Source organism: Thalassospira sp. MCCC 1A01428 (assembly GCF_002115825.1).
Taxonomy (GTDB): domain Bacteria; phylum Pseudomonadota; class Alphaproteobacteria; order Rhodospirillales; family Thalassospiraceae; genus Thalassospira.
On the sequence record NZ_JFJZ01000107.1, the window covers coordinates 1 to 3,166 of the forward strand.

The window sequence follows — 3,166 nt, forward strand, 5'->3', positions numbered from 1 at the left end:
TTAATAGGTCCTGAGCCTAGTTGCCAGCATTTTGCGGCTGTTGCGCAGAATTTTCCGGGGTCGGCACGGCGGCATCGGTGCCTGTCGCGGACTTGTTCGTATTTCCGCCCTGTTGCATGCTGGTTGGAATATGATCAATCCGGTCAATGGTTACCGTGGTGCCTTCTTTAACCCAGTCCTGACCAACCACAATAAGATCGATCTGGTCGGGAAGGCCGGTAATCCAGACATGTTCACGATCACCGCCGCGCAATGTTACCGGGTAAAAGACCACCTTGTCGTTTTCAACGCCGCGCACGCCCAATTCGCCGTCGTCATTTAACGTTAGCGATGATGACGCAATCTGATGGGCCTTTTCCGAGCCAACCGGAATAACCAGTTCCGCTGTCATGCCATCAGGAATGGCAAAATCGGGATTATCAAGTTCAACTTCGATCCGGTAGGTGCGGGTTTCGTTGTTGCTGGCAAGGGCGGTATAGCGCACGACACCCTGTTTGATGCTGCCGTCAAACAGGCGCACATGGGCCATTTGCCCAACATGGATCAGGCCAATTGAATGTTCCGGGACATGGGCGACCACCAGCATGGGATCGGCCTGGATCACCGTGGCAATGGTATCGCCAATTGAAATAAGGTTCCCCATTTCGGCCGGGCGGGTTTCAATGACACCATCAAACGGGGCGCGGATGGTGGTTTGTGCCAGCTCCACTTCGATGGCCTTTAAATCGGCACGGGCTTCTTCAAGCTCGGCTTTGGATTGCGCGACCCCGGTTTTAGACCGATAGTCCTTTTTGGCCAGGCTTAGGGCACCGTCATATTCCAGGGCACGTTGGTCCACCAGGGCACGGGCCTTGTCAAGGCGGGCAGGGCGGTCATCGGCGGCAAGGCGCACCAGAACGTCACCTTTTTTAACCCGTGCGCCTTTTTCCACACCAATTTCAATCACACGTGATGATGTCTGGGCGCGAATGTCGGATTTAACGGCGGCCTCGGTGCTGCCGGTCAGGACCAGTTCATTGACATGATCCCGGGCGCGCGATGCCATAACCCGCACAGAAGGGGCGGGTTCATTGCTGGTTGAACCACTGCCCGCTTCGGGGCCGGTTGCTGCGGTATCCGTGGTATTTGCTGCTGCGGGGTCTTCACCTGGCAATAAGCTTGAACCAATCCATAAAACAGCGCCGACCATCAGCGCAATTGCGATCAAACGTGAAGCATTCATTGGGTTCGCGTTCCTAAAAGACCTGTGCCTAAGTTGTTTTCTGTCGTCGTTTTATTCAGCGCGGATTGACCCTGTCAGGGTTTCCGCGAACGGCGTTTTCGAATGTCGGCCAAAAATGGCTGTTTGTTTTTTGCAATGAAATCCAGCGTTGCCCGGCAAACTGCATCGCCCAATCCGCTTATGAATTCACAACCGGCATCATGATGCGCGGCATCGTTTTCTGTGGCATCGGGGCTGGTTTTGGCGTGTTTGTCCGGTGATGAAATGCGGTCCAGCATTAATTCCTGGCGTGCGGCATATTCGTCAATCAGGGCCTCGCACAACTCCACGGGAAGTTCATCGGCAAAAGACAGCATGAACAAAATGTCGGACCGGTATCGATCTTCGCCGGGGCGGGTTTGAAACAGGGTGCGCAAAAAGCTGCGCCGTCCTTCTGCCGTCAGGCGGTAAACTTTTTTATCCGGGCGGTTTTCCTGTTCCTGTTCGGTAAAGGTAACCAGCCCGTCCTGACTTAGTTTTGTCAGGGCAGGATATATCGACCCTAGTGATGCCATTTGAAAAAAGCTGAATACGCCATCTTCAAACATCTTGCGAATTTCATATCCGCTGGCGTCGCCCGCCATCAGGGCGCCAAGGCATAACGACCGAATGTCCATTACTGTAACTGCTACTTTCTATGATGCACTATATATGACAGTTCGATATATATTGGTTTGTAGTATGATGGTTCGATATAGTCAACGCCAAGGTTTATTTACCTGGGCCTTATCTCGCGGTCGGGAGTGGTTTTTAGGGCAACACATAGGTCTTGATTATTTCGTGACGTGGAAATTGGCTGAAAAATTGGAATAGTGCGTCCGTTTATGCAGGGTCGGACGCGCAAAAATGCATTCGGTCATATAGATTAGATACAATCTAGCCAGCATGATTGATGCCCGTGATTTATAGTTGCAGGCGAAAGGGACATACCGGGTGTGCAGGATGGAAATATTTTGAATACAGTCAGTTTCTATCAGGGTGTCGAGATGTTCATCTCGGTTCTGGGGCTTTTACAGGCGGCCTTTTTTTGCGTTTTGCTTTTATCTGAAGGGCGCAGGGCCTATCGGGCTAACCGCTGGATGATTCTTTTTATCGCAGCGGTATGTGCTAACCTGATTGAGGATGTTGTTGACGTATTTGGCTCGACTTCGGTCAATTATTATAGCGAGCTGATTTTTCAACCGTTTAATTTCGTTATCGCCCCGGCAATCTATCTGTATTTTTGCGAAGCAGCCGGTGTGGTTCGAATCCGGTATGGATGGCATTTGGTAATTGTGCCGGTTGTGGCAAATTTGACGTTCTGGCTTTTGGTCGGTATTCCCGTACCATCTGCCAATGGTCAATTGACCTATGAACTTGCGGCAGCCAGCAGTCCGTTAATGTCCGGGGTTTTTAATACCATATATTTCGGGATCAACCTGCAAGCGGTGATTTATGTCGTGTTGTTGTGGCGTGTCGCTGCCCGTTATTTTCGGCAGGTGCAAAAACAACTGGGGGCCCGGCGCGATGACATGGCACGATGGCTGCGTAATGTGCTTGGCAGTGTATTATTTATTTTTCTGGTCTTCTTTGTTCCCAAAGTTGCTGGCGATTTGCACGATCAAAATGAAGTTTGGTCGTTCCAGTTTTTGAACGTGGCATTTTTGCTGGTGTTTTTCTGGCTTAGCTACACCCTTGCCACCCAGCAGGTTGTTTTTGTTTTACCCGATTGGGACGACCCCGACGGGGATCGTCTTGCGAATGATCTTGAGGGGGATGGTGATGTTAATGCCGTGGTTACCGGGGCAATATCATCAGATGGGGCAAATTCGGGATTAAGCAGTTTATATGATAAAGGTGATGCTGAAAAAATAAATGGCGGAAATTCAGGGGCTCCAGAGTCGTCGATTCGTCACTTTCTGGACA

2 protein-coding genes and 1 pseudogene are annotated in these 3,166 nt (G+C 50.8%); 1 reads left to right on the forward strand and 2 read right to left on the reverse strand.

Annotated elements, in window-relative coordinates:
- Window positions 1–16: 16 nt before the first annotated feature.
- Window positions 17–1,222 (reverse strand): efflux RND transporter periplasmic adaptor subunit, encoded by a 1,206-nt coding sequence (locus THS27_RS25925; RefSeq protein WP_085595868.1) that lies wholly within the window; start codon window positions 1,220–1,222, stop codon window positions 17–19.
- Between the two features lie 74 nt (window positions 1,223–1,296).
- Window positions 1,297–1,878: a PadR family transcriptional regulator gene (locus THS27_RS25930; protein ID WP_085595870.1), complete on the reverse strand. Its 582-nt coding sequence runs from the start codon at window positions 1,876–1,878 to the stop codon at window positions 1,297–1,299.
- 336 nt (window positions 1,879–2,214) lie between these two features.
- Here THS27_RS25930 and THS27_RS25935 point away from each other — a divergent pair.
- Window positions 2,215–3,166 (forward strand): annotated as a pseudogene (locus THS27_RS25935) (hypothetical protein); the annotation flags it as partial.